This window comes from Streptomyces sp. NBC_00354 (genome assembly GCF_036106915.1).
Lineage (GTDB): Bacteria > Actinomycetota > Actinomycetes > Streptomycetales > Streptomycetaceae > Streptomyces.
In genome coordinates this window covers 2,504,871-2,529,830 of record NZ_CP107983.1, presented here as the reverse complement: position 1 = coordinate 2,529,830, position 24,960 = coordinate 2,504,871, and the positions used below count along the sequence as shown (strand labels likewise).

Genomic DNA, 24,960 nt, shown 5'->3' with positions numbered 1-24,960 from the left:
GCCACACCCTCTTGACGTCCCCCGAGGGGACAACGTGAGCATGGCAGCGAGTAGCGTGTTACCCATGGCTCCGATCTCGACTCCGCAGACCCCCTTCGGGCGGGTCCTCACCGCCATGATCACGCCCTTCACGGCGGATGGCGCACTCGACCTCGACGGCGCGCAGCAGCTCGCCGTCCACCTGGTGGACGCAGGCAACGACGGCCTGATCATCAACGGGACCACCGGTGAGTCCCCGACCACCACCGACGCGGAGAAAAACGACCTCGTACGAGCCGTCCTCGAAGCGGTCGGCGACCGTGCCCACGTCGTCGCCGGCATCGGCACCAACGACACCCGGCACACCCTCGAGCTGGCCCGCCAGGCCGAGCGCACCGGCGCACACGGCCTGCTCGCGGTGACCCCGTACTACAGCAAGCCGCCGCAGGAAGGCCTCTACCGGCACTTCACGGCGATCGCCGACGCCACCGAGCTCCCGGTGATGCTCTACGACATCCCCGGCCGCAGCGGCGTCCCGATCAACACCGAAACCCTGGTGAGGCTCGCCGAGCACCCCCGTATCGTGGCCAACAAGGACGCCAAGGGCGACCTCGGCCGCGCCAGCTGGGCCATCGCCCAGAGCGGACTCGCCTGGTACTCCGGCGACGACATGCTGAACCTGCCGCTGCTGTCCGTCGGCGCGGTCGGCTTCGTCTCCGTGGTCGGCCACGTGGTCACCCCCGAGCTCCGCGCGATGCTCGAGGCCCATCTGGGCGGCGACGTCCAGAAGGCCACCGAGATCCACCAGAAGCTGCTCCCCGTCTTCACCGGCATGTTCCGCACGCAGGGTGTGATCACCACCAAGGGCGCGCTGAACCTGCAGGGCCTGCCCGCGGGCCCGCTCCGCCTCCCGCTGGTCGACCTGACGGCCGAAGAGACGGCCCAGCTCAAGATCGATCTTGCCGCCGGCGGGGTACAGCTCTGACATCAGACTTCACAACTGAATAAGCAAGACGAACAAAACAGACGAATGCAAGTGCACGAATGACATGCGCGCCACGTGCCTTACGACGAGGTACGTGGCGTGTGTGGTGAGGAGATACTTTTGAGCCATCCGCACCCTGAACTCGGCCCGCCGCCCAAGCTCCCCAAGGGCGGCCTCCGGGTCACCCCGCTGGGCGGTCTCGGCGAGATCGGCCGCAACATGACCGTCTTCGAGTTCGACGGTCGCCTGCTGATCGTCGACTGCGGCGTTCTCTTCCCCGAGGAGGAGCAGCCGGGCGTCGACCTGATCCTGCCGGACTTCTCGTCCATCCGGGACCGCCTCGACGACATCGAGGGCATCGTCCTCACGCACGGCCACGAGGACCACATCGGCGCCGTCCCCTACCTCCTCCGGGAGAAGCCGGACATCCCGCTGATCGGCTCCAAGCTGACGCTGGCCCTCATCGAGGCCAAGCTCCAGGAGCACCGCATCCGCCCCTACACCCTCGAGGTGAAGGAAGGCGAGCGCGAGAACCTCGGCCCCTTCGACTGCGAGTTCATCGCGGTCAACCACTCCATCCCGGACGCCCTGGCCGTGGCCATCCGTACCGGCGCCGGCATGGTCGTGTGCACCGGTGACTTCAAGATGGACCAGCTCCCGCTGGACAACCGCCTCACCGACCTGCACGCCTTCGCGCGCCTGAGCGAAGAGGGCATCGACCTTCTCCTCTCGGACTCGACGAACGCCGAGGTCCCGGGCTTCGTCCCGCCGGAGCGCGACATCTCCAACGCCATCCGCGGAGTCTTCGCGGGTGCCCAGAAGCGGATCATCGTGGCGTCCTTCGCCAGCCACGTGCACCGCATCCAGCAGATCCTCGACGCCGCCCACGAGTACGGCCGCAGGGTCGCCTTCGTCGGCCGCTCGATGGTCCGCAACATGGGCATCGCCCGTGACCTGGGCTACCTGAAGGTCCCGGCCGGTCTCGTCGTCGACGTCAAGACCCTCGACGACCTGCCGGACGACGAGGTCGTACTGGTCTGTACGGGCTCCCAGGGCGAGCCGATGGCGGCCCTGTCCCGTATGGCCAACCGCGACCACCAGATCCGGATCGTCCCCGGCGACACCGTGATCCTGGCGTCGTCGCTGATCCCGGGCAACGAGAACGCGGTCTACCGCGTGATCAACGGCCTGACCCGCTGGGGCGCCAACGTCGTGCACAAGGGCAACGCCAAGGTGCACGTCTCCGGCCACGCCTCCGCAGGCGAGCTGCTGTACTTCTACAACATCTGCAAGCCGCGGAACCTCATGCCGGTCCACGGCGAATGGCGGCACCTGCGCGCCAACGCCGAGCTCGGCGCCATGACGGGTGTCCCGAAGGACCGCATCGTCATCGCCGAGGACGGCGTGGTCGTCGACCTGATCGACGGCAAGGCCCGGATCTCCGGCAAGGTCCAGGCCGGCTACGTGTACGTGGACGGCCTCTCGGTCGGCGACGTCACGGAAGTCCACCTCAAGGACCGCAAGATCCTCGGCGACGAGGGCATCATCTCGGTCTACGTCGTGGTGGACAGCACCACGGGCAAGGTCGTCAGCGGCCCGAACATCCAGGCCCGCGGCTCCGGCATCGACGACTCGGCCTTCTCCTCGGTCATCCCGAAGATCGAGGAAGCCATCGCCCGCGCCGCGGCCGACGGCGTCGCCGAGCCGCACCAGATCCAGCAGCTCATCCGCCGCACGATGGGCAAGTGGGTCTCGGACGGCTACCGCCGCAGGCCGATGATCCTCCCGGTCGTCGTCGAGGTCTGAGCCTCGCCGTAGCGCCGTCACTGGAGCGGAGCAACCGGATTTGCATCCGGGGGCCCCGCTCCAGTACGTTTACGGCTCCACCTCGCACGGACCCCCGGCACGCACGCGTGCCCGGACGTGTTCGGCGAGCGGGTGGGATTCAAGACCCAGGGAGACCTGATAAAGTCTGATCCGCCCGAAAGGGAAAGGCCCTCCAACGGCCACCGAATTCAAATCCACTCCGGAAACGGAGCGGAAAGAATCTGGTAAGGTTGGAACCGCCGGAAAGGGAAAACGCGAAAGCGAATACCTGGAAAGCGAACCCCGCTTCGACCGGGAATCGGACACGAAAGAGTCTGATAGAGTCGGAAACGAAGAACGAAGCCCGGAGGAAAGCCCCAGTAAGTGTTACTGAGGGTGAGTACAAAGGAAGCGTCCGTTCCTTGAGAACTCAACAGCGTGCCAAAAATCAACGCCAGAAGTTGATACCCCGTCCACTTCGGTGGATGAGGTTCCTTTGAAAAAGACCTGTGAGGTCGCGGTTCGCCGTGATGCTTGCAGGCAATTACACAGCGAGGACGCAGTGGTCAGTCGGTCTTATTCCGACCATGACTGGCCCGCTCAACGTGTGTGTGCACCGGATTACCGGTAAACATTCATGGAGAGTTTGATCCTGGCTCAGGACGAACGCTGGCGGCGTGCTTAACACATGCAAGTCGAACGATGAAGCCCTTCGGGGTGGATTAGTGGCGAACGGGTGAGTAACACGTGGGCAATCTGCCCTTCACTCTGGGACAAGCCCTGGAAACGGGGTCTAATACCGGATAATACTCCTGCCTGCATGGGCGGGGGTTGAAAGCTCCGGCGGTGAAGGATGAGCCCGCGGCCTATCAGCTTGTTGGTGGGGTAATGGCCCACCAAGGCGACGACGGGTAGCCGGCCTGAGAGGGCGACCGGCCACACTGGGACTGAGACACGGCCCAGACTCCTACGGGAGGCAGCAGTGGGGAATATTGCACAATGGGCGAAAGCCTGATGCAGCGACGCCGCGTGAGGGATGACGGCCTTCGGGTTGTAAACCTCTTTCAGCAGGGAAGAAGCGAAAGTGACGGTACCTGCAGAAGAAGCGCCGGCTAACTACGTGCCAGCAGCCGCGGTAATACGTAGGGCGCAAGCGTTGTCCGGAATTATTGGGCGTAAAGAGCTCGTAGGCGGCTTGTCACGTCGGATGTGAAAGCCCGAGGCTTAACCTCGGGTCTGCATTCGATACGGGCTAGCTAGAGTGTGGTAGGGGAGATCGGAATTCCTGGTGTAGCGGTGAAATGCGCAGATATCAGGAGGAACACCGGTGGCGAAGGCGGATCTCTGGGCCATTACTGACGCTGAGGAGCGAAAGCGTGGGGAGCGAACAGGATTAGATACCCTGGTAGTCCACGCCGTAAACGTTGGGAACTAGGTGTTGGCGACATTCCACGTCGTCGGTGCCGCAGCTAACGCATTAAGTTCCCCGCCTGGGGAGTACGGCCGCAAGGCTAAAACTCAAAGGAATTGACGGGGGCCCGCACAAGCGGCGGAGCATGTGGCTTAATTCGACGCAACGCGAAGAACCTTACCAAGGCTTGACATATACCGGAAAGCATTAGAGATAGTGCCCCCCTTGTGGTCGGTATACAGGTGGTGCATGGCTGTCGTCAGCTCGTGTCGTGAGATGTTGGGTTAAGTCCCGCAACGAGCGCAACCCTTGTCCTGTGTTGCCAGCATGCCCTTCGGGGTGATGGGGACTCACAGGAGACCGCCGGGGTCAACTCGGAGGAAGGTGGGGACGACGTCAAGTCATCATGCCCCTTATGTCTTGGGCTGCACACGTGCTACAATGGCCGGTACAATGAGCTGCGATACCGTGAGGTGGAGCGAATCTCAAAAAGCCGGTCTCAGTTCGGATTGGGGTCTGCAACTCGACCCCATGAAGTCGGAGTCGCTAGTAATCGCAGATCAGCATTGCTGCGGTGAATACGTTCCCGGGCCTTGTACACACCGCCCGTCACGTCACGAAAGTCGGTAACACCCGAAGCCGGTGGCCCAACCCGTAAGGGAGGGAGCTGTCGAAGGTGGGACTGGCGATTGGGACGAAGTCGTAACAAGGTAGCCGTACCGGAAGGTGCGGCTGGATCACCTCCTTTCTAAGGAGCACAGTACCGATTGCAGACAAATGTTCTGCACGGTCAGCTCATGGGTGGAACGTTGATTAGTTGGCACCAGACGGTCTGATGGTTCTCGAGTACTGCTTCGGCGTGGAAAGAGGAGACGGAAGACTGACTGGTGCTTGGCACGTTGTTGGGTCCTGAAGGTACGGCCGTAAGGTCATGTCTTCAGTGCCGGCCCCAGTGAACTCGCCAGCTTGTCTGGTGGGGTGATGGGTGGCTGGTCGTTGTTTGAGAACTACACAGTGGACGCGAGCATCTGTGGCCAAGTTTTTAAGGGCGCACGGTGGATGCCTTGGCACCAGGAACCGATGAAGGACGTGAGAGGCCGCGATAGGCCCCGGGGAGCTGCCAACTGAGCTTTGATCCGGGGGTGTCCGAATGGGGAAACCCGGCAGTCGTCATGGGCTGTCACCCACTGCTGAACACATAGGCAGTGTGGAGGGAACGAGGGGAAGTGAAACATCTCAGTACCCTCAGGAAGAGAAAACAACCGTGATTCCGGGAGTAGTGGCGAGCGAAACCGGATGAGGCCAAACCGTATGCGTGTGATACCCGGCAGGGGTTGCGCATGCGGGGTTGTGGGAATGAGCTTGATCGGTCTGCCGGCCGGTCGGCGAGTCAGAAACCGTTGATGTAGTCGAAGGACATGCGAAAGGTCCGGCGTAGAGGGTAAGACCCCCGTAGACGAAACATCAGCGGCTTGCTTGCTCATCTCCCAAGTAGCACGGGGCCCGAGAAATCCCGTGTGAATCTGGCGGGACCACCCGCTAAGCCTAAATATTCCCTGGTGACCGATAGCGGATAGTACCGTGAGGGAATGGTGAAAAGTACCGCGGGAGCGGAGTGAAATAGTACCTGAAACCGTGTGCCTACAAGCCGTGGGAGCGTCGCTGTATGTGCTTGCACATACAGTCGTGACTGCGTGCCTTTTGAAGAATGAGCCTGCGAGTTAGCGGTGTGTAGCGAGGTTAACCCGTGTGGGGAAGCCGTAGCGAAAGCGAGTCCGAATAGGGCGATTGAGTTGCACGCTCTAGACCCGAAGCGGAGTGATCTAGCCATGGGCAGGTTGAAGCGGAGGTAAGACTTCGTGGAGGACCGAACCCACCAGGGTTGAAAACCTGGGGGATGACCTGTGGTTAGGGGTGAAAGGCCAATCAAACTCCGTGATAGCTGGTTCTCCCCGAAATGCATTTAGGTGCAGCGTCGTGTGTTTCTTGCCGGAGGTAGAGCACTGGATAGGCGATGGGCCCTACCGGGTTACTGACCTTAGCCAAACTCCGAATGCCGGTAAGTGAGAGCACGGCAGTGAGACTGTGGGGGATAAGCTCCATGGTCGAGAGGGAAACAGCCCAGAGCATCGACTAAGGCCCCTAAGCGTACGCTAAGTGGGAAAGGATGTGGAGTCGCAGAGACAACCAGGAGGTTGGCTTAGAAGCAGCCACCCTTGAAAGAGTGCGTAATAGCTCACTGGTCAAGTGATTCCGCGCCGACAATGTAGCGGGGCTCAAGCGTACCGCCGAAGTCGTGTCATTGCAGCAATAGGGCCAACGCCCGCTGTGATGGGTAGGGGAGCGTCGTGTGCCGGGTGAAGCAGCAGCGGAAGCTAGTTGTGGACGGTTCACGAGTGAGAATGCAGGCATGAGTAGCGATACACACGTGAGAAACGTGTGCGCCGATTGACTAAGGGTTCCTGGGTCAAGCTGATCTGCCCAGGGTAAGTCGGGACCTAAGGCGAGGCCGACAGGCGTAGTCGATGGACAACCGGTTGATATTCCGGTACCCGCTTTGAAACGCCCAATATCGAATCAGGCGATGCTAAGTCCGTGAAGCCGTTCCGGACCCTTCGGGGAAAGGAAAGTGGTGGAGCCGACGAACCAGACTTGTAGTAGGTAAGCGATGGGGTGACGCAGGAAGGTAGTCCAGCCCGGGCGGTGGTAGTCCCGGGGTAAGGGTGTAGGCCGAGGGGTAGGCAAATCCGTCCCTCATATAAGGCTGAGACCTGATGCCGAGCCGATTGTGGTGAAGTGGATGATCCTATGCTGTCGAGAAAAGCCTCTAGCGAGTTTCATGGCGGCCCGTACCCTAAACCGACTCAGGTGGTCAGGTAGAGAATACCGAGGCGTTCGGGTGAACTATGGTTAAGGAACTCGGCAAAATGCCCCCGTAACTTCGGGAGAAGGGGGGCCATCACTGGTGATCGGATTTACTCCGTGAGCTGGGGGTGGCCGCAGAGACCAGCGAGAAGCGACTGTTTACTAAAAACACAGGTCCGTGCGAAGCCGTAAGGCGATGTATACGGACTGACGCCTGCCCGGTGCTGGAACGTTAAGGGGACCGGTTAGTGCGCTTTCGGGCGTGCGAAGCTGAGAACTTAAGCGCCAGTAAACGGCGGTGGTAACTATAACCATCCTAAGGTAGCGAAATTCCTTGTCGGGTAAGTTCCGACCTGCACGAATGGCGTAACGACTTCTCGACTGTCTCAACCATAGGCCCGGTGAAATTGCACTACGAGTAAAGATGCTCGTTTCGCGCAGCAGGACGGAAAGACCCCGGGACCTTTACTATAGTTTGATATTGGTGTTCGGTTCGGCTTGTGTAGGATAGGTGGGAGACTTTGAAACCCCAACGCCAGTTGGGGTGGAGTCGCCGTTGAAATACCACTCTGGTCGTGCTGGATGTCTAACCTCGGTCCGTGATCCGGATCAGGGACAGTGTCTGATGGGTAGTTTAACTGGGGCGGTTGCCTCCCAAAGAGTAACGGAGGCGCCCAAAGGTTCCCTCAGCCTGGTTGGCAATCAGGTGTTGAGTGTAAGTGCACAAGGGAGCTTGACTGTGAGACCGACGGGTCGAGCAGGGACGAAAGTCGGGACTAGTGATCCGGCGGTGGCTTGTGGAAGCGCCGTCGCTCAACGGATAAAAGGTACCCCGGGGATAACAGGCTGATCTTCCCCAAGAGTCCATATCGACGGGATGGTTTGGCACCTCGATGTCGGCTCGTCGCATCCTGGGGCTGGAGTCGGTCCCAAGGGTTGGGCTGTTCGCCCATTAAAGCGGTACGCGAGCTGGGTTTAGAACGTCGTGAGACAGTTCGGTCCCTATCCGCTGTGCGCGTAGGAATATTGAGAAGGGCTGTCCCTAGTACGAGAGGACCGGGACGGACGAACCTCTGGTGTGCCAGTTGTCCTGCCAAGGGCATGGCTGGTTGGCTACGTTCGGGAGGGATAACCGCTGAAAGCATCTAAGCGGGAAGCCTGCTTCAAGATGAGTATTCCCACCTCCTTGAGAGGGTAAGGCTCCCAGTAGACGACTGGGTTGATAGGCCAGATGTGGAAGCCCGGTAACGGGTGGAGCTGACTGGTACTAATAGGCCGAGGGCTTGTCCTCAGTTGCTCGCGTCCACTGTGTTAGTTCTGAAATAACGAACAGCTGTGTTCATGCCAGCGTTCAAATTTCATAGTGTTTCGGTGGTCATAGCGTTAGGGAAACGCCCGGTTACATTCCGAACCCGGAAGCTAAGCCTTTCAGCGCCGATGGTACTGCAGGGGGGACCCTGTGGGAGAGTAGGACGCCGCCGAACAACCCGCCCTTTTAGCTCAGTCGGTAGAGCGTCTCCATGGTAAGGAGAAGGTCAACGGTTCGATTCCGTTAAAGGGCTCCAAAGAAAAGGCCCCCGCCTTATGGCGGGGGCCTTTTTGCGTTTCCGGAAGCCCGCCCGTCCGCTGGACGGGCGGGCTGCACCACAACTCTCTAAAATGGGCGGCAAGGGTGGACAAGGCATGACCGGCGGCTTCGCGGTGCCCTGAGGGGCGCCCGGCAGGCCTGGGAGGCGTGATGACCGTACCCTTCGACGCGGCACCGCAGCACACGCAGAGCGACCCCGAAGACGTCCTCAAGCAGGTCGGAAGCACCTGGCGTTGGGCACTCGGCTTCGCCCTCGCGACCCTGATTCCCGGCATTCTGGTACTCGTCTGGCCCGACGAGACGCTGCACATCCTGGCCGTCATCATCGGTCTGCAGCTCCTTGTGGCGGGTGTCTTCCGTTTCGTCAGCGCCTTCTCGCACAGCGACGGCGGCGGCAGACTGGCGGGCGTCCTGGTCTCCATGCTGGCGTTCCTGGCGGGCGTCCTGGTGCTGCGGCATCCGATGCAGACGATCGGCGCGCTGTCCCTGATCCTCGGGGTGTTCTGGTTGCTGAGCGGAGTGCTCACCGCATACACGGCGATCGCGGACCGTGAGCTCCTGCACCGGGGCCTGCTCTTCGGCCTGGGCGTTCTGGGCACCGTCGCCGGAATCGTCGTGCTCTGCTTCCCGGTGGATTCCGCGGTCGCGCTGACACGGCTGCTGGGACTCTGGCTCGTCCTGCTGGGCGTGTTCGAAGTGGTGATGGCCTTCGCACTGCGCTCAGCCACCCGTCACATGAAGTCCGGCTAGTCGCCCTCGCGCTGGTGGGGGACGCGGAAGGCCAGGATCGCCATGTCGTCCGAGGCAGGTTCGGCCGCGAAGCGTTCCACCGCGCGCAGGACGCGGGAGGCGACGGCGCCGGCAGTGAGGCCCGTGCACGTCGTGAGGACCTCGGCGAGGCCGTCGTCGCCCAGCATGCGGGTGCCCTCGCGGCGTTCCGTCACGCCGTCCGTGACGCAGAGGAGGACATCGCCCGGGTCCAAGGTGAGGGTCTGCTCGTAGAGGTCGAGGTCGTCGATCACGCCGAGCAGGGGCTGCGGGTCCGCGGCCGGCGTGACCCGGCCGTCCGGGCGCAGCCGGAGCGGCAGCGGGTGGCCGGCGCAGACGACCTTCATCAGGGCGCCGCCGTCCGGCTGGGGGTGCAGCTCGCCGTACAGGAGGGTGAGGAAGCGGCTGCGGGCGCCCTCGTCGAGGATGGCCGCGTTGAGTCGTTCCAGCACCGCCGGGCCTCCGAGGCCCTCGCGGGCCAGGAGGCGCAGGGCGTGCCGGGCGAGGCCGGTGACGGCGGCCGCCTCGGGGCCCGTACCGCAGACGTCGCCGATGGCGAAGCCGTACGCTCCGTCGCGGATCGGGAAGACGTCGTAGAAGTCGCCGCCCACCTCGTTGCCCTCGCCGGCCGCGCGGTAGATGACCTCGACCTCCATGCCGGGGATGGCGGGGGAGCCGGGCGGGAGCAGGCTGCGTTGCAGGGAGCGGCTGATGGCGGTGCGCTCGGAGTAGAGGCGGGCGTTGTCGAGGGCGAGGGCGGCGCGGCGTGAGAGGTCCTCGGCGAGTTCGAGGATCTCCTGGCGGAAGTGCTCCTCGGACGGCTTGCCGAGGGTGAGCATGCCGATCACGCGGTTGCGGGCCAGGAGGGGGAGGACGACGGTCTCCCCGCCGACGGCCGAGGTCGTCGCGGGCCAGGGGCGGGCGCCGGCCTCGCGGACCGGTTCGGGCGGGCTGACACGGGAGAGCAGGGCCTTGAGGCCGTCGATGCGCTCCTCGTCCTCGTGCAGGACGTACGAGAGGTACGGATCGGAGGACTGGTCGGCGATGGTGTAGACGGCGCACCAGGTGGCCAGGGTCGGGACCGTCATCTGGGCCATGAGGGCCAGGGTCTGGTCCCGGTCGAGGGTGCCGGCGAGCAGGTCGGAGGCCTCGACGAGGAAGGACAGGGAGCCGCGGCGCAGGCGTTCGAGCTCGCCGAGGCGGGCGGATTCGACGGCCAGGGCGATGCGGTCGGCGGCGAACTGGAGGCGCAGGGCCTCGGCGTTCGAGTAGCGGCCGGGGTTCTCGCTGGCGACGCCGAGTGAACCGGTGAGCCGGCCCTCGACCTTGAGCGGGACGGTGATCACCGAGCGCATGCCGGTGGCCTCCAGGAGCGGGACGGCTCCGGGGACGGCGGCGAGGTCGTCGTGGACGGCGGGCATGCGGGCGGAGCCGTACCGGTTGGTGCCGGCCTCGACGGGGACGCGGGCGAAGCGCTGGCGGGTGGAGGGGAGCCCGGTCGTGGCGCGGACCTCGAGCTCCGTCTCGTCGTCGGTGGCCAGCAGCAGGAAGGCGGAGTCGGCGTCGAGCATGTCGCGGGCGCGTTCGACGGTGCGCTGGAGGAGTCCGTCGAGGTCGTCGGGGGCGGGGGAGCCGATGAAGACCTCGAAGGGGTCCGCGGGGCGGGGCTCGGTGAGCTGGAGGCTGTCGGCGGGTGCCGCCCGTACGGGGGTCTGGAGCAGGGCCCGCTCGTCGTCGTGGACCAGCAGGCAGACGATGGAGGGCTCTCCGTGGGCATCGCGGACGCGCAGGTGGGAGGCGTACACGGGGATCACGCGGCCGTCTGCGCCGCGGATGCCGTAGCTGCCCTCCCAGCGGGACAGGCGCAGGGCCTCGGCGATGCCGGTGCCGGTGCCGGGGGTCTGGGGCCAGGCGGCGAGCTCGGCGAGGGGGCGGCCGACGACCTTCTCGGCGGAGTAGCCGAAGACGTGCTCGGCGTCCTCGTTCCAGGCGGAGATGGAGTCGGAGGCGTCGATCTGGAGGACGGCGACGCGGACCCGGCTGTCGGCGAGCGGGAGGAGCCGGTCCGGGACGACGGGCCCGGCGGAGCGGGTACCGACCGGCCGGTCTGGCAGGTCGAGCCGGAACCACACGTGCTTGTGGGTGGCGGTGTACTCGACGCCCCAGCGGGTGGCGAGGGCGGCGCAGAGCATCAGCCCGCGGCCGTTCTCGCGGTCGGGGTCGGCGTAGGGGCGCTCGCCGGGGTGCCGGAGCGGGAGCTCGCGTTCGGGATACCGGTCGGCGATCTCGACCCGTACCCCGTCCCCGGAGCGCAGGCACAGGACCTCGGCCTTGGTGCCGGCATGGACCACGGCGTTGGTGACGAGCTCGCTGGTGAGCACCACGGCGTCGTCGACGATGTCCGCGAAGCCCCAGCCCTGGAGGGTGTCGCGGACGAACGCTCGGGCCGCGGCGACCGAGCGCCCGAGGGGGTCGAAGCTGGCAGCCGCCCGAGCCGTGATCACGAATCTCCTTCGACGCGGTTGGACATCGGATGCCAGGTTACTTACCTTCACGGTCGGCTTGGTGCCGTCGTCAGGGATTCCACCCGCAGGGTGCGGCCGGTGTGCGATGGTGCCGAAGTGTTATGGCCGGGTTCGGCCAGGGTGAAACACTGGGCAGGATCGGATAGCCGGGCGTGCGACTCGCCGGGTGTCGGTGGAACAGCGGTCGACCCTTTCGGGAGGGACACGGTGGAGTCTGGCGCAGCGGTGCGGCGTACGGGAACGCGCCCGAAAGGCGGGAGGTCCCGCCGGAACGGCACGACGGAAGTCGATACCGCCGCCCTGAACCGGCTGCTCACGGCCCTGGTGTCGATGCGGGACGGGAATTTCCGCAAGCGGCTGACGGTGTCCGGCGAGGGCGTGATGGCGGAGATCGCCGCCGTCTACAACGAGGTCGCCGACCGCAATCTCCATCTGACGGGAGAGCTCTCCCGGGTGCGGCGGATGGTGGGCCGGGAGGGGAAGCTGAGCGAACGGCTGGAAACAGGTGCCTGCGAGGGCTCCTGGGCGGCCGCGATCGATGCCTCCAACCAGTTGGTGGACGATCTGGCCCGGCCGGTGTCCGAGGTGGGCCGGGTGCTGTCGGCGGTCGCCGAGGGTGATCTGGACCAGCGGATGGAGCTGCGGACGCAGACTGCGGACGGGGTCGGGCATCCGCTGCGCGGTGAGTTCCTGAAGGTCGGGCGTACGGTCAACAACCTGGTCGACCAGCTGTCCGCGTTCACCGACGAGGTGACGCGCGTGGCGCTGGAGGTGGGTACCGAGGGCAAGCTCGGCGGTCAGGCCCAAGTGCGCGGAATGTCGGGTTCTTGGAAGGACCTGACCGACTCCGTCAACACGATGGCGTACCGGCTCACCGCTCAGGTGCGTGATATCGCTCTCGTCACGACGGCGGTCGCGAAGGGCGACCTGTCGCGCAAGGTCACCGTGCACGTGGCCGGCGAGATGCTCCAGCTGAAGAACACCGTGAACACGATGGTGGACCAGCTGTCGTCGTTCTCCTCCGAGGTGACGCGGGTCGCCCGTGAGGTGGGTACGGAGGGTGAGCTCGGCGGCCAGGCGAAGGTGCCCGGGGTCGCGGGTGTGTGGAAGGACCTGACCGACTCCGTCAACACGATGGCGGGCAACCTGACGGCCCAGGTGCGCGGGATCGCACAGGTCACGACGGCTGTCGCCAATGGTGATCTGTCGCAGAAGGTACGGGTCAGCGCGCGCGGCGAGGTGGCGCAGCTGGCCGAAACGATCAATCAGATGACGGAGACGCTGCGGACCTTCGCGGACGAGGTCACGCGGGTGGCCAGCGAGGTCGGAGCGAAGGGCCTGCTCGGTGGCCAGGCCCAGGTGCCGGGTGCGGCGGGTACGTGGAAGGACCTCACCGATTCGGTGAACACGGTCTTCCGCAACCTCACCACGCAGGTACGGGACATTGCGCAGGTGACGACCGCCGTGGCCAACGGTGATCTGTCGCAGAAGGTCACGGTCAACGTGGCCGGCGAGATGCTCGAGCTGAAGAACACCGTCAACACGATGGTGGACCAGCTCCAGTCCTTCGGTGCGGAAGTGACGCGAGTGGCCCGTGAGGTCGGCGTCGAGGGTGAGCTCGGCGGTCAGGCGCAGGTGCCGGGTGCGGCGGGTACGTGGAAGGACCTCACCGATTCGGTGAACACCGCCTTCCGCAACCTCACCGGCCAGGTGCGCAACATCGCGCAGGTGACGACCGCGGTGGCCAACGGCGACCTGTCGCAGAAGGTCACCGTGGACGTCTCGGGCGAGATGCTCCAGCTGAAGAACACCGTGAACACGATGGTGGACCAGCTGTCGAGCTTCGCCGACCAGGTCACGCGGATGGCGCGGGACGTGGGCACGGAGGGCCGCCTGGGCGGTCAGGCCCGGGTGGAGGGGGTGTCCGGGACGTGGAAGGAGCTCACCGACTCCGTCAACTTCATGGCCGGCAACCTGACCTCCCAGGTGCGCCAGATCGCGCAGGTGACGACGGCGGTGGCCCGTGGTGACCTGTCGCAGAAGATCGACGTGGATGCGCGCGGCGAGATCCTGGAGCTGAAGAACACCATCAACACGATGGTCGACCAGCTCTCCGCCTTCGCCGAGCAGGTGACCCGGGTGGCCCGGGACGTGGGTACGGAGGGCCGCCTCGGCGGTCAGGCGCAGGTGCCGGGCGTGGCCGGTGTCTGGCGCGACCTGACCGACTCGGTGAACGGCATGGCCGGGAACCTGACCTCGCAGGTGCGCAACATCGCGCAGGTCGCGACGGCGGTGGCCCGTGGTGACCTGTCGCAGAAGATCGACGTGGATGCGCGCGGCGAGATCCTGGAGCTGAAGAACACCCTCAACACGATGGTGGACCAGCTCTCGAACTTCGCGGAGCAGGTGACCCGGGTGGCCCGCGAGGTGGGTACGGAGGGCATCCTGGGCGGCCAGGCGGAGGTGAAGGGGGTCTCCGGCACCTGGAAGGACCTCACGCAGTCCGTCAACTTCATGGCGAACAACCTGACCTCTCAGGTGCGCAACATCGCCGAGGTGACGACGGCGGTCGCCATGGGTGATCTCTCCAAGAAGATCACCGTGGACGCCAAGGGCGAGATCCTCGAGCTGGTCACGACCGTCAACACGATGGTGGACCAGCTGTCCTCGTTCGCGGAGCAGGTGACGCGGGTGGCCCGCGAGGTGGGTTCCGAGGGCATTCTCGGCGGCCAGGCCCGGGTGCGCGGGGTGACGGGCATCTGGAAGGACCTGACCGACAACGTCAACCTGATGGCCAACAACCTGACCTCGCAGGTGCGCAACATCTCGCAGGTCTCGGCGGCGGTCGCCAACGGTGATCTGACGAAGAAGGTCACGGTCGAGGCGCGCGGCGAGGTCGCGCAGCTCGCCGACACGGTCAACACGATGGTGAAGACCCTGTCCTCGTTCGCCGACGAGGTGACGCGAGTCGCCCGCGAGGTGGGTACGGAGGGCCGGCTCGGCGGTCAGGCGCACGTGCCGGGGGTCTCCGGGACGTGGAAGGACCTCACCGATTCGGTGAACTTCATGGCCTCGAACCTCACCGGCCAGGTGCGGCAGATCGCCATGGTCACGACCGCCATCGCCAAGGGCGACATGACCAAGAAGATCGACATCGATGCGCGCGGCGAGATCCTGGAGCTCAAGACCACGATCAACACGATGGTCGACCAGCTGTCCTCGTTCGCCGACCAGGTGACGCGGGTGGCCCGCGAGGTGGGCACCGAGGGGATCCTGGGCGGTCAGGCGCGGGTCCGCGACGTGGACGGCACCTGGCGCGACCTCACGGAGTCCGTGAACGAGATGGCCGGGAACCTGACCCGGCAGGTGCGCGCGATCGCGGCCGTGGCCACCGCGGTGACCCGCGGTGACCTCAACCTGAAGATCGACGTGGACGCGGCGGGCGAGATCCAGGTCCTCCAGGACAACATCAACACGATGATCGCGAACCTGCGCGACACCACCTTGGCCAACAAGGAGCAGGACTGGCTGAAGGGCAACCTCGCCCGTATCTCGGCCTTGATGCAGGGCCGCCGCGAGCTGGACGACGTGGCTTCGCTGATCATGAGCGAGCTGACCCCGGTGGTCTCGGCGCAGCACGGGGCGTTCTTCCTGGCGCTTCCGTCGGGCGGCACCACCGAGATCGGGACCGAGGGCGGTCCCGACGGTGCGTACGAGCTGCGGATGCGCGGGAGTTATGCGTACGCGGGCGGTCAGATGCCCACCTCCTTCCGGCCGGGGGAGGGGCTGATCGGGACCGTCGCCGAGGAGAAGCGGACGATCCTCGTCGAGAACACCCCGCCCGGCTACCTGAAGATCTCCTCGGGGCTCGGGGAGGCGCCGCCGGCGCACGTGATCGTGCTGCCGGTGCTGTTCGAGGGGAAGGTGCTCGGCGTCATCGAGCTGGCGTCCTTCCAGCCGTTCACGCAGATCCAGAAGGACTTCCTGAGCCAGATCGCCGAGATGATCGGTACGAGCGTCAACACGATCAGCGTCAACTCCAAGACGGAGATGCTGCTCAAGCAGTCGCAGGAGATGACCGAGCAGCTGCGCGAGCGTTCCGACGAGCTGGAGAACCGGCAGAAGGCGCTCCAGGCGGCCAACGCCGAACTGGAGGAGAAGGCCGAGCTGCTGGCCCAGCAGAACCGGGACATCGAGGTGAAGAACACCGAGATCGAGGAGGCCCGGCAGGTCCTCGAGGAGCGTGCCGAGCAGCTCGCGGTCTCGATGCGCTACAAGTCCGAGTTCCTGGCGAACATGTCGCACGAGCTGCGTACGCCGCTCAACTCGCTGCTGATCCTGGCCAAGCTGCTCGCCGACAACGCGGACGAGAACCTGTCGCCGAAGCAGGTGGAGTTCGCGGAGACCATCCACGGTGCGGGCTCCGACCTGTTGCAGCTGATCAACGACATCCTCGACCTGTCGAAGGTCGAGGCGGGGAAGATGGACGTCTCGCCGACCCGGATCGCGCTGGTCCAGCTCGTGGACTACGTGGAGGCGACCTTCCGGCCGCTGACCGCGGAGAAGGGCCTGGACTTCTCGGTACGGGTCTCCCCGGAGCTGCCCGCGACCCTGCACACGGACGAGCAGCGCCTCCTCCAGGTGCTGCGCAACCTGCTGTCGAACGCGGTGAAGTTCACCGACACCGGGGCGGTGGAGCTGGTGATCCGCCCCGCCGGGTCGGACGTGCCGACGGCGATCCGGGAGCAGTTGCTGGAGGCCGGTTCGCTGCGGGAGGCGGACGGGGACCTGATCGCCTTCTCCGTGACGGACACCGGGATCGGGATCGCGGCGAGCAAGATGCTGGTCATCTTCGAGGCGTTCAAGCAGGCCGACGGAACCACCAGCAGGAAGTACGGCGGTACGGGCCTGGGGCTGTCGATCAGCCGGGAGATCGCCCGGCTGCTGGGCGGGGAGATCCATGCGGCGAGCGAGCCCGGCCGCGGGTCCACGTTCACGCTGTACCTGCCGCTGCACCCGAGCGAGCTGCCGCCGCAGGGGTACGCGCCGCCCACGCCCGGCGGTGGGCGCGGCGAGGTGTACCGCAGGCAGATCGACGGGCCGCGGCCCGCGCTGCCGGCGACCCCGGCGGCGCCCGTCACCGCGGCGCAGGTGCAGCCGCAGCACGTACGGCCCGGGGTGCCGGCCGCCGAGACGGCCGGTCAGGGACAGGGCGGCGCTGCGCTGTTCCGGCGGCGGCGCAAGGCGCTGAGCGACCTGGAGCCGCGTACGGCGGTGCCGGGGCAGCCGAACGCGCTGGGTCCCGAGGACGGTTGGGCCAATCCGGAAGACGAGCTTCCGGTGGTGCCCCGGACGTATGACTTCCACGGTGAGAAGGTGCTCATCGTGGACGACGACGTCCGGAACGTCTTCGCGCTCACTAGTGTGCTGGAGCAGCACGGGCTGGCGGTGCTGTACGCGGAGAACGGCCGGGAGGGCATCGAAGTCCTGGAGCAGCACGACGATGTGACCGTCGTGCTGATGGACATCATGATGCCCGAGATGGACGGGTATGCGACAACCTCGGCGATCCGGCGGATGCCGCAGTTCGCCGGGCTGCCGATCATCGCGCTGACGGCGAAGGCGATGAAGGGGGACCGGGAGAAGGCGATCGATTCCGGTGCTTCCGACTATGTCACCAAGCCGGTCGACCCGGACTATCTGCTGTCGGTGATGGAGCAATGGATGCGCGGCAAGTGATCGACTGCAGAGCGCTCTGATACCAATTGCTGACTGACTGTGGCGAAAACGGTGTGGAAGGGCGGGAGACGGGGAACCTTCTGCTCTCCCACACCGTTTCTGCTTCGTGCACAGTGACATCTTGGTGACAGGGTGTGGCGATCTCGGGACTGGGGCTACGATGACCGGCACAAGGACGGACGGCGCAAGGATGCCGTCCTCTTCTGGGGCGGGGCCCGGCGTACAGGCCGGTGCCAGGAGCCGGGGAGGCCCCATGCCGGGGCGAGGAGGACAGGGCATGGTGCAGAAGGCCAAGATCCTCCTGGTCGACGACCGGCCGGAGAATCTGCTGGCGCTGGAGGCCATCCTCTCCGCGCTCGATCAGACACTGGTCCGGGCGTCGTCGGGGGAGGAAGCGCTCAAGGCGCTGCTGACGGACGATTTCGCGGTCATCCTGCTGGATGTGCAGATGCCCGGGATGGACGGATTCGAGACGGCCGCGCACATCAAGCGGCGTGAACGGACCCGGGACATCCCGATCATCTTCCTCACCGCGATCAACCACGGTCCGCACCACACGTTCCGCGGCTACGCCGCCGGCGCGGTGGACTACATCTCCAAGCCCTTCGACCCGTGGGTGCTGCGGGCCAAGGTCTCGGTGTTCGTGGAGCTGTACACCAAGAACTGCCAGCTCCGGGAGCAGGCGGCGCTGCTGCGGCTCCAGCTGGAGGGCGGCGGCTCGGGCGGTGACAGCAAGGAGACGGCCGGCCTGCTGGCCGAGCTCTCCGCGCGGCTCGCGGCGGTCGAGGAGCAGGCCGAGGCGCTGACCAAGCAGCTCGGTGAGGAATCGGCCGATGCGGCGGTCGTGGCGACCGCGGCCCATCTGGAGCGCAAGCTCACCGGTCTGCGGCGGGCGCTCGATGCGCTCGAGCCCGGGACCGGCGGGGGAGCGCCGGTGCTGCCCGCGCAGAGCTGAGCGTGTCGAGGGGCTGACAGCCGGGCCGTTCGGGCGGGTGCCAGGTCTGGCGGTGCGTCAAAGCACCGACACGGCACGCGACACGAACGGGTGAAGGGGTGGGCACGCGTGTCCACCGGCGCGCGCACCGGTAACCTCGGCCCCATGGCCTCACGTACGTCCGGCAAGGGTTCCCAGAGCACTGCGGGCACCGCGAAGGGCCGCACCGGCCGGACGACGGCGCCGGCGAAGAAGGCGGCCCCCGCCCGCAAGCCTGCCGCGAAGAAAGCCGCGGCGCCCCGGCGTGCCCCCGTGAAGAAGGTGCCGCCCAAGCCCGCGCCGTCCCCGACCGGGGGCGTGGTGCGGCTGGTGCGCGCCGTGTGGCTGGGCTGTGCGCACGCGGTCGGCGCGGTGTTCCGCGGGATCGGCCAGGGTGCCAAGAACCTCGACCCCGCCCACCGCAAGGACGGCGTCGCGCTGCTGCTGCTCGCCCTCGCGCTGATCGTCGCCGCGGGTACCTGGTCGAACCTGAGCGGTCCCGTCGGGGACCTGGTCACCATGCTGATCACAGGTCTCTTCGGGCGGCTGGATCTGCTCGTGCCGATCCTGCTCGGCGTCATGGCGGTACGTTTCATCCGCCATCCCGAACAGCCCGACGCCAACGGCCGGATCGGCGTCGGCCTCTCCGCGCTCGTCATCGGGGTGCTCGGCCTCGTGCACATCGCCTGCGGGGCGCCGGGCCGGGACGAGGGCACCACCGCCATGCAGAACGCGGGCGGGCTGATCGGCTGGGGCGCCTCGAAGCCGCTGATCTTCACCATGGGCGCGCCGCTGGCCGTGCCGATGCTGGTGCTGCTCACGATCTTCGGGCTGCTCGTGGTCACGGCGACCCCGGTGAACGCGATCCCGCAGCGGCTGCGGCGGCTCGGCATCCGGCTCGGGATCATCGCCCCGAACGAGTACGACGAGGGGTTCGGGGAGGACGGCGCCGCCGGGCGGCACGACCCCGAGCAGTGGCGGGCCCGCTCCGGCGCCGCCGATTCCGGTGATCCTGCCGGCCTCGTCGACCCTGCCGATTCCGCCGACACCGCCGAGGAGCAGGCGCTCGCCCGGCGGCGGCGCCCGCGGCGGACCCCGGCCCGGCCCGCCCGGGAGCGGGAGATGGACGCCGTCGACGTGGCCGCGGCGGCCGCCGCCGCGCTGGACGGGGTGGTCTACGGCGGGATGCCGCCTTCCCCGCTGGTGGCCGACCTGACGCACGGCATCGCCGCCGACCGCGCGGGCGCGGAGATCACCGCTCCGGTGCCGGCCGCCCGTGAGGAGCGGCCCAAGGCCGCCGCCCCGGAGCCGGCCGGGCCGCCGCACGACACCACCGCCGCGGCTTCCGGGACCTTGTCCGTGCCGGACCTCACCAAAGCCCCTCCGCCGCCCCAGCCGCTGCCGCCCCGCGCCGAGCAGCTCCAGCTGCGGGGGGACATCACGTACGCACTTCCCTCGCTCGACCTGCTGGAGAAGGGCGGGCCCGGCAAGACCCGCAGCGCCGCCAACGACGCCGTGGTCGCCTCGCTGCGCAACGTGTTCACCGAGTTCAAGGTCGACGCGGACGTCACCGGCTTCACCCGGGGGCCGACGGTCACCCGGTACGAGGTCACCCTGGGCGCGGCGGTCAAGGTCGAGCGCATCACCGCGCTGACCAAGAACATCGCGTACGCCGTGGCCTCGCCGGACGTCCGGATCATCAGTCCGATCCCGGGCAAGTCGGCGGTCGGCATCGAGATCCCGAACACCGACCGCGAGATGGTCAACCTGGGGGACGTGCTCAGACTGGCGGACGCTGCCGAGGACGACCACCCGATGCTGGTGGCGCTCGGCAAGGACGTCGAGGGCGGCTACGTCATGGCCAACCTCGCGAAGATGCCGCACGTGCTCGTCGCCGGCGCCACCGGCTCCGGAAAGTCCTCCTGCATCAACTGCCTGATCACCTCGGTGATGGTGCGGGCCACCCCGGACGACGTCCGGATGGTGCTCGTGGACCCCAAGCGCGTGGAGCTGACGGCGTACGAGGGCATCCCGCACCTGATCACGCCGATCATCACCAACCCCAAGCGGGCCGCCGAGGCGCTCCAGTGGGTCGTCCGCGAGATGGACCTGCGCTACGACGACCTGGCCGCCTTCGGCTACCGCCACATCGACGACTTCAACCAGGCCATCCGGGACGGCAAGATCAAGCTGCCGCCGGGCAGCGAGCGGGAGCTCAGCCCGTACCCGTACCTGCTCGTGATCGTCGACGAGCTCGCCGACCTGATGATGGTCGCCCCTCGGGACGTCGAGGACTCGATCGTCCGGATCACCCAGCTCGCCCGCGCGGCCGGCATCCACCTGGTGCTCGCCACCCAGCGGCCCTCGGTGGACGTGGTCACCGGCCTGATCAAGGCGAACGTGCCCTCGCGGCTCGCGTTCGCCACCTCCTCGCTCGCCGACAGCCGGGTCATCCTCGACCAGCCGGGCGCCGAGAAGCTCATCGGCAAGGGCGACGGGCTGTTCCTGCCGATGGGCGCGAACAAGCCGGTCCGCCTCCAGGGCGCCTTCGTCACCGAGGACGAGATCGCCGGGATCGTGCAGCACTGCAAGGACCAGATGGCGCCCGTCTTCCGGGACGACGTCACCGTCGGGCAGAAGCAGAAGAAGGAGATCGACGAGGAGATCGGCGACGACCTGGACCTGCTGTGCCAGGCGGCCGAGCTGGTGGTCTCCACCCAGTTCGGGTCGACCTCGATGCTCCAGCGCAAGCTCCGGGTGGGCTTCGCGAAGGCCGGCCGGCTCATGGACCTGATGGAGTCGCGGGGGATCGTCGGCCCGAGCGAGGGGTCGAAGGCGCGCGACGTGCTGGTGAAGGCGGACGAGCTGGACGGGGTCCTCGCGGTCATCCGGGGAGAGACCCAACCGTAATTCTTGGGCGGGCAACCGTTTCCCTTGGGTCCGCGTCAAGTTGAGGGAGGTGGCGGTACCGCGCCCGGTGCCGGTCCGCCGCAGCACCCGGACTTCCTGCTCTGTTCGGATTGCCATTCGGATGGCGTAGGAAGTCCACCCTCCGGTTGCTCCACCCTTTCGTCACCCCCCTAGACTGGACATCCAGCAGGTGGCTACACGCTCGAAAGGCGCCCTCGTGTCCATCGGCAACTCCAACTCCCCCGAAGATGAGCGGCCTTCGACCGACGACCGGTCCGAGGACCGCATCATCGAACCCACAGTCGAAGGACCGTCCATCGGGACGGCCCTGAAGAAGGCCCGGATCGTCGCCGGGCTCACTGTCGACGAGGTCAGTTCCACCACCCGCGTGCGCATCCCGATCGTGCACGCGATCGAAGCTGACGATTTCACGCGGTGCGGCGGCGACGTCTACGCCCGCGGTCACATCCGTACGCTCGCCCGCGCCGTCCACCTCGATCCGGAACCCCTGGTCGAGGCGTACGACGCCGCCCACGGCGGCCGGCCGGCACCCACGCCCGCCGCGCCGATGTTCGACGCCGAGCGGATCCGTCCCGAGCGGCAGCGGCCCAACTGGACCGCGGCCATGGTCGCCGCCATCGTCGCCGTGATCGGCTTCGTGGGCTTCACCGCCTTCGGCGGCGGCGACGCGAAGGACAAGCGGCCGGTGGCGGAAGGTTCCGCCTCTCCGCAGGCCGCACCCAAGCAGTCGGCCGGCAAGCCGGCCGCCCAGCCCCCGCAGGCCCCGAAGACGCCCCAGCCGGAGCCCTCGGACAGTGCCATCGCCGCCGCGCCCAAGGACCTCGTCACGGTCGTCCTGACGGCCAACGAGGGCGAGAGCTGGATCTCTGCGAAGGACCACAGCGGCCGGCTGCTGTTCGACGGGACGCTGGCCCCGGGCGAGTCCAAGACCTTCACGGACAAGGAATCCATCGACCTCGTCCTCGGCGACGCCGGGGTCGTGAAGCTCTTCGTGAACGGCAAGGAGATCAAGGACGATTTCCAGCCGGGTCAGGTGGAACGCCTCACATACACCAAGGACGACCCCCGCCAGGGAGCCGCACAGGCGGGCTGATATGGCGCTGAATCCATGATTCCGGGTCCCCGGGGTGCTGCGCCGCACTCCGGGGATCTTGGTTTACCGGGACTTGGGGCGGGGGTCGGCGTTTGGACAAAGTAGTCTTGAGTCCATGCCCGAACGCCGTACCGTCGCCCTTGTCACTCTTGGCTGCGCCCGTAACGAGGTGGACTCGGAGGAGCTCGCAGGCCGCTTGGCGGCGGATGGCTGGGAGCTCGTCGAGGACGCCGCCGATGCGGACGTAGCCGTCGTCAACACCTGCGGCTTCGTCGAAGCCGCCAAAAAGGACTCCGTAGACGCCCTGCTGGAAGCCAACGATCTCAAGGATCACGGCAAGACCCAGGCCGTCGTCGCCGTCGGCTGCATGGCCGAGCGCTACGGCAAGGAGCTCGCCGAGGCGCTTCCCGAGGCCGACGGCGTGCTCGGCTTCGACGACTACGCCGACATCTCCGACCGCCTGCAGACCATCCTCAACGGCGGCATCCACGCCTCCCACACCCCGCGTGACCGGCGCAAGCTGCTCCCGATCAGCCCTGCGGCCCGCCAGGACACCGAGGTGGCGCTGCCCGGCCACGCGCAGTCGGCGCCCGTCGAGCAGCCGGCCGAAGCCCCCGCCGACCTGCCGGACGGGGTCGCGCCCGCCTCCGGGCCGCGCGCGCCGCTGCGCCGCCGCCTGGACAAGAGCCCGGTCGCGTCGGTCAAGCTCGCCTCCGGATGCGACCGCCGCTGCTCCTTCTGCGCCATCCCGTCCTTCCGCGGCTCCTTCATCTCCCGCCGCCCGAGCGACGTGCTGGGCGAGACGCGCTGGCTCGCCGAGCAGGGCGTCAAGGAGGTCATGCTGGTCTCCGAGAACAACACCTCGTATGGCAAGGACCTCGGCGACATCCGCCTGCTGGAGACCTTGCTGCCCGAGCTGGCCGAGGTGGACGGCATCGAGCGCGTCCGCGTCAGCTACCTGCAGCCCGCCGAGATGCGGCCCGGCCTGATCGACGTACTGACCTCGACCCCCAAGGTCGTGCCGTACTTCGACCTGTCCTTCCAGCACTCGGCGCCCGACGTGCTGCGCGCAATGCGCCGCTTCGGTGACACCGACCGGTTCCTGGAGCTGCTGGACACCATCCGCAGCAAGGCCCCGCAGGCCGGCGTACGGTCCAACTTCATCGTCGGCTTCCCCGGCGAGAAGGAGTCGGACTTCGCCGAGCTGGAGCGGTTCCTCACCCACGCGCGGCTCGACGCGATCGGCGTCTTCGGCTACTCCGACGAGGACGGCACCGAGGCCGTCACGTACGACGGCAAGCTGGACGAGGACACGATCGCCGAGCGCCTCGCCCACATGCAGCGGCTCGCCGAGGAGCTCACCTCGCAGCGCGCGGAGGAGCGGATCGGAGAGACCCTGGAGGTACTCGTCGAGTCCGTCGAGGCGGTCGACGACGAGGGTGACGGCGCCTACGGGCGTGCCGCGCACCAGGCGCCCGAGACCGACGGCCAGGTCGTCTTCACGGACAGCACGGGCCTGGTGCCCGGCCGTATCGTGACGGCCAAGGTGGTCGGCACGCTGGGCGTGGACCTGGTGGCCGAGCCCCTGCATCTCGAGGAGGCGGCCGGATGACCGGAGTCCCGGCATCTGCGGCGGGCGGGACCGGCCGCCGGCCCGCGCCCGGCGCGAAGCTGGGGGCTGCGGCGGTCGATCAGGCCAGCCTGTGGAACATCGCCAACATCCTGACGATGATCCGGCTTGTCCTGGTGCCGGGATTCGTGTTGCTCCTCCTCGCCGACGGCGGGTACGACCCGGTGTGGCGCGCGTGGGCCTGGGCCGCGTTCGCCGTCGCCATGATCACGGACATTTTCGACGGGCACCTTGCCCGTACGTACAACCTGGTCACGGACTTCGGGAAGATCGCCGACCCCATCGCCGACAAGGCGATCATGGGGTCGGCTTTGATCTGTCTCTCCTGGCTGGGTGACCTGCCCTGGTGGGTGACCGGGCTGATCCTCGGGCGGGAACTCGGGATCACGCTCATGCGTTTCTGGGTCATCAGGTACGGAGTGATTCCCGCCAGCCGGGGCGGAAAGCTCAAGACCCTGGCCCAGGGAACGGCGGTGGGTATGTACGTGCTCGCACTGACCGGGGCGCTGGCGACCATGCGCTTCTGGGTCATGGCGGTCGCCGTCGTGCTGACCTTGGTCACCGGTTTGGATTACATCCGCCAGGCCGTGGTGCTGCGGCGCACGGGTCTGGCTGCGGAGCAGGCCGCAAGGTGACACAACCGGTGGGGGAATCTCCGGTGGCCGGT

General features: G+C 66.8%; 10 protein-coding genes, 1 tRNA gene and 3 rRNA genes. 13 read left to right on the top strand and 1 reads right to left on the bottom strand.

The window, feature by feature from the left end:
- The first annotated feature begins 64 nt into the window (after positions 1-64).
- The 7 genes from dapA to OHT74_RS10955 all read left to right on the top strand — a co-directional run bounded on the left by dapA (position 65) and on the right by OHT74_RS10955 (position 9,384).
- The gene (dapA, locus tag OHT74_RS10985) at positions 65-964 is read left to right on the top strand and encodes a 4-hydroxy-tetrahydrodipicolinate synthase (RefSeq protein WP_030161419.1); all 900 of its coding nucleotides are present in this window, start codon (positions 65-67) and stop codon (positions 962-964) included.
- A 120-nt stretch (positions 965-1,084) separates the two neighbouring features.
- Entirely contained in the window at positions 1,085-2,770 is a 1,686-nt protein-coding gene (locus OHT74_RS10980; protein WP_328620162.1) for a ribonuclease J, read from the top strand.
- A gap of 634 nt (positions 2,771-3,404) precedes the next feature.
- Positions 3,405-4,929: ribosomal RNA gene (locus OHT74_RS10975) — 16S ribosomal RNA — on the top strand.
- 284 nt (positions 4,930-5,213) lie between these two features.
- A 23S ribosomal RNA gene (locus tag OHT74_RS10970) occupies positions 5,214-8,337 on the top strand.
- 76 nt (positions 8,338-8,413) lie between these two features.
- A 5S ribosomal RNA gene (gene rrf, locus OHT74_RS10965) occupies positions 8,414-8,530 on the top strand.
- Together the 16S, 23S and 5S rRNA genes with 1 tRNA gene alongside form the textbook arrangement of a ribosomal RNA operon.
- A 5-nt stretch (positions 8,531-8,535) precedes the next feature.
- A tRNA-Thr gene (locus OHT74_RS10960) sits at positions 8,536-8,611 on the top strand.
- Between the two features lie 173 nt (positions 8,612-8,784).
- Positions 8,785-9,384, top strand: coding sequence for an HdeD family acid-resistance protein (locus OHT74_RS10955; RefSeq protein ID WP_266663143.1), 600 nt, complete (start codon positions 8,785-8,787; stop codon positions 9,382-9,384).
- Here OHT74_RS10955 and OHT74_RS10950 read toward each other — a convergent pair.
- Positions 9,381-11,957, bottom strand: coding sequence for a SpoIIE family protein phosphatase (locus OHT74_RS10950; protein ID WP_443047346.1), 2,577 nt, complete (start codon positions 11,955-11,957; stop codon positions 9,381-9,383). The two genes, OHT74_RS10955 and OHT74_RS10950, sit on opposite strands and share 4 nt — an antisense overlap.
- Positions 11,958-12,134: 177 nt before the next feature.
- Between OHT74_RS10950 and OHT74_RS10945 the strand changes: the two genes are divergently transcribed.
- From OHT74_RS10945 to pgsA, 6 genes are all read left to right on the top strand, one after another.
- Positions 12,135-17,666, top strand: coding sequence for a HAMP domain-containing protein (locus OHT74_RS10945; RefSeq protein WP_328620161.1), 5,532 nt, complete (start codon positions 12,135-12,137; stop codon positions 17,664-17,666).
- Positions 17,667-17,943: 277 nt separating this feature from the next.
- Positions 17,944-18,621: a response regulator gene (locus tag OHT74_RS10940; protein ID WP_133896729.1), complete on the top strand. Its 678-nt coding sequence runs from the start codon at positions 17,944-17,946 to the stop codon at positions 18,619-18,621.
- A 144-nt stretch (positions 18,622-18,765) separates the two neighbouring features.
- Entirely contained in the window at positions 18,766-21,549 is a 2,784-nt protein-coding gene (locus tag OHT74_RS10935; protein ID WP_328620160.1) for an FtsK/SpoIIIE family DNA translocase, read from the top strand.
- A 217-nt stretch (positions 21,550-21,766) separates the two neighbouring features.
- A complete protein-coding gene (locus OHT74_RS10930) occupies positions 21,767-22,663 on the top strand; it encodes a helix-turn-helix domain-containing protein (RefSeq protein ID WP_266663133.1) in 897 nt (298 codons plus the stop codon).
- Between the two features lie 115 nt (positions 22,664-22,778).
- Positions 22,779-24,275 carry a 30S ribosomal protein S12 methylthiotransferase RimO gene (rimO, locus tag OHT74_RS10925; RefSeq protein ID WP_266663131.1) on the top strand — a complete coding sequence of 499 codons (1,497 nt, stop codon included), beginning with the start codon at positions 22,779-22,781 and terminating at the stop codon, positions 24,273-24,275.
- A complete protein-coding gene (gene pgsA, locus OHT74_RS10920) occupies positions 24,272-24,928 on the top strand; it encodes a CDP-diacylglycerol--glycerol-3-phosphate 3-phosphatidyltransferase (RefSeq protein WP_266663129.1) in 657 nt (218 codons plus the stop codon). The genes rimO and pgsA overlap by 4 nt, the downstream gene beginning before the upstream one ends.
- The last annotated feature ends 32 nt before the right edge of the window (positions 24,929-24,960 follow it).

Coding starts and splice junctions, on each gene's coding strand:
- dapA (WP_030161419.1), top strand. CDS start 65: ATGGCTCCGATCTCGACTCCGCAGACCCCCTTCGGGCGGGTCCTCACC.
- OHT74_RS10955 (WP_266663143.1), top strand. CDS start 8,785: ATGACCGTACCCTTCGACGCGGCACCGCAGCACACGCAGAGCGACCCC.
- OHT74_RS10940 (WP_133896729.1), top strand. CDS start 17,944: ATGGTGCAGAAGGCCAAGATCCTCCTGGTCGACGACCGGCCGGAGAAT.
- OHT74_RS10935 (WP_328620160.1), top strand. CDS start 18,766: ATGGCCTCACGTACGTCCGGCAAGGGTTCCCAGAGCACTGCGGGCACC.
- rimO (WP_266663131.1), top strand. CDS start 22,779: ATGCCCGAACGCCGTACCGTCGCCCTTGTCACTCTTGGCTGCGCCCGT.
- pgsA (WP_266663129.1), top strand. CDS start 24,272: ATGACCGGAGTCCCGGCATCTGCGGCGGGCGGGACCGGCCGCCGGCCC.